The following is a 3,294-nucleotide window of genomic DNA, read 5'->3' on the forward strand; positions in this document are numbered from 1 at the left end:
TGAGGTATTCACTCGAGGCGCTACCTAAATAGCTTTCGCGGAGAACCAGCTATTTCCGAGTTTGATTGGCCTTTCACCCCTAGCCACACGTCATCCAAGACCTTTTCAACGGGCACTGGTTCGGACCTCCAGTGGGTGTTACCCCACCTTCATCCTGCACATGGCTAGATCACTCGGTTTCGGGTCTAAAGCCACGAACTGAACGCCCTGTTCAGACTCGCTTTCGCTGCGCCTCCACCTATCGGCTTAAGCTCGCTCGTAACTTTAAGTCGCTGACCCATTATACAAAAGGTACGCGGTCACCCAGGACGAACCTTGAGCTCCCACTGTTTGTAAGCATCCGGTTTCAGGTGCTGTTTCACTCCCCTCGTCGGGGTGCTTTTCACCTTTCCCTCACGGTACTGGTTCGCTATCGGTCGCTGAGGAGTACTTAGGCTTGGAGGGTGGTCCCCCCATGTTCAGACAGGATTTCACGTGTCCCGCCCTACTCGAGTCCTGTGTATCGTCCGTCCCGTACGGGGCTGTCACCCATATCGCCGGCCTTTCCAGACCGTTCCGGTAAACTCAACACAGGCACTGGCCTGATCCGCGTTCGCTCGCCACTACTAACGGAGTCTCGTTGATGTCCTTTCCTCCGGGTACTGAGATGTTTCAGTTCCCCGGGTTCGCTTCAAACCCCTATGGATTCAGGATTTGATACCTTCATGTGACCAACCGTAGTGTTGCTTCTACGGAGCCAGTCCGCGGGTGTCCGCGGAAAGACTGACCATAGAAGCACAATACGGAAGGTCGAAGGTGGGTTTCCCCATTCGGAAATCCCTGGATCAAAGCTCGTTCGCAGCTCCCCAAGGCTTATCGCAGCGTACCACGTCCTTCATCGCCTCTCAGCGCCAAGGCATCCACCGAATGCTCTTAAGGCACTTGATCGCTCTCGTGATCGATGTCCGCTGATCGGCAGCCCAAGGGCTGTCGATCACGACACGGTCACAAAAAGACCAGTGGCAGATCCGTTTCCGGATCCACCACCGTATGCTTGCCGAACATGACCGCCGGGCAGACGCTTTCGCGCGCCTGACGGCCACATTCCCTCTTCACGATGTCACTGATGTTTTTCGCACACGATCGAGCATCCCCGGATCTGACGATCCTCGAGACGCCGCAACCGCGGCAAACTCATGTTCCAGATAGCGGCCTCGACACGCATTCCCGGGCGGCTGCCGCTGTCGCGACGCCAGGTCCCAAAAGAATGGTGGAGACAGACGGGATCGAACCGACGACCTCATGCTTGCAAAGCACGCGCTCTCCCAACTGAGCTATGTCCCCGTTAAGGAGCAGAGCCCGGAGCGAACGGCAGCGCCGCAAGCGGTCTGAGGTCATCCCGACACTGGTGGGCCTGGGACGACTCGAACGTCCGACCTCACCCTTATCAGGGGTGCGCTCTAACCACCTGAGCTACAGGCCCAAGTCACGATCGAGCGGAGTAACCCGCGGATCGCGCTATCTGGTGAGGAAGAGAAACGAGGGCGGCATTCATCCCGCCAATGGGACCCTGACAGGTCCCTGATATCCTAATGATCTTCGATGGATGAGACAGAGCGTGACGCCCTGGCTCGTCGGTGCCGATCGCTCGGCGCCAGATCCAAAAAAGAATCCTTAGAAAGGAGGTGATCCAGCCGCAGGTTCCCCTACGGCTACCTTGTTACGACTTCACCCCAGTCGCTGACCCTACCGTGGTCGCCTGCCTCCTTGCGGTTGGCGCAGCGCCGTCGGGTAAGACCAACTCCCATGGTGTGACGGGCGGTGTGTACAAGGCCCGGGAACGTATTCACCGTGGCATGCTGATCCACGATTACTAGCGATTCCGCCTTCATGCACTCGAGTTGCAGAGTGCAATCCGAACTGAGACGGCTTTTGGGGATTTGCTCCAGATCGCTCCTTCGCGTCCCACTGTCACCGCCATTGTAGCACGTGTGTAGCCCATCCCGTAAGGGCCATGAGGACTTGACGTCATCCACACCTTCCTCGCGGCTTATCACCGGCAGTCTCCCTAGAGTGCCCAACTGAATGATGGCAACTAAGGACGTGGGTTGCGCTCGTTGCGGGACTTAACCCAACATCTCACGACACGAGCTGACGACAGCCATGCAGCACCTGTGTGCGCGCCACCGAAGTGGACCCCAAATCTCTCTGGGTAACACGCCATGTCAAAGGATGGTAAGGTTCTGCGCGTTGCTTCGAATTAAACCACATGCTCCACCGCTTGTGCGGGCCCCCGTCAATTCCTTTGAGTTTTAATCTTGCGACCGTACTCCCCAGGCGGAATGCTCAAAGCGTTAGCTGCGCTACTGCGGTGCAAGCACCCCAACAGCTGGCATTCATCGTTTACGGCGTGGACTACCAGGGTATCTAATCCTGTTTGCTCCCCACGCTTTCGCGCCTCAGCGTCAGTAATGGTCCAGTTGGCCGCCTTCGCCACCGGTGTTCTTGCGAATATCTACGAATTTCACCTCTACACTCGCAGTTCCACCAACCTCTACCATACTCAAGCGTCCCAGTATCGAAGGCCATTCTGTGGTTGAGCCACAGGCTTTCACCCCCGACTTAAAACGCCGCCTACGCGCCCTTTACGCCCAGTGATTCCGAGCAACGCTAGCCCCCTTCGTATTACCGCGGCTGCTGGCACGAAGTTAGCCGGGGCTTATTCCTCCGGTACCGTCATTATCGTCCCGGATAAAAGAGCTTTACAACCCTAAGGCCTTCATCACTCACGCGGCATGGCTGGATCAGGCTTGCGCCCATTGTCCAATATTCCCCACTGCTGCCTCCCGTAGGAGTCTGGGCCGTGTCTCAGTCCCAGTGTGGCTGATCATCCTCTCAGACCAGCTACTGATCGTCGCCTTGGTAGGCCGTTACCCCACCAACTAGCTAATCAGACGCGGGCCGATCTTCCGGCAGTAAACCTTTCCCCAAAAGGGCGTATCCGGTATTAGCCCTAGTTTCCCAGGGTTATTCCAGACCAGAAGGCACGTTCCCACGCGTTACTCACCCGTCCGCCGCTGACCCCGAAAGGTCCGCTCGACTTGCATGTGTTAAGCCTGCCGCCAGCGTTCGCTCTGAGCCAGGATCAAACTCTCACGTTGAAGAGATTGATCTGGCCGATCACATATATTCTCAGACGGAGCCTCACATCGACCAAGCACCCAACGCTTCACAGCGCCAAATACCCGTCGGTGAGCTCAGAAAGAAAACAACAGATCGGCACAAGTCTCTCACGCCAGGCCATAAGACCCAGCC

At 57.0% G+C, this 3,294-nt stretch carries 2 tRNA genes and 2 rRNA genes (1 of these 4 running past the window's edge); all 4 read right to left on the reverse strand.

The features are described from left to right. A 23S ribosomal RNA gene (locus ACXJKQ_RS27255) occupies positions 1 to 927 on the reverse strand; it reaches 1,910 nt to the left of the window's first position. 320 nt (positions 928 to 1,247) lie between these two features. Then, positions 1,248 to 1,323, reverse strand: a tRNA-Ala gene (locus ACXJKQ_RS27260). A 62-nt stretch (positions 1,324 to 1,385) separates the two neighbouring features. After that, a tRNA-Ile gene (locus ACXJKQ_RS27265) sits at positions 1,386 to 1,462 on the reverse strand. Between the two features lie 195 nt (positions 1,463 to 1,657). After that, positions 1,658 to 3,140: ribosomal RNA gene (locus tag ACXJKQ_RS27270) — 16S ribosomal RNA — on the reverse strand. Together the 16S and 23S rRNA genes with 2 tRNA genes alongside form the textbook arrangement of a ribosomal RNA operon. Positions 3,141 to 3,294: the final 154 nt, after the last annotated feature.

It is taken from the genome of Methylobacterium sp. P5_C11 (assembly GCF_054049775.1).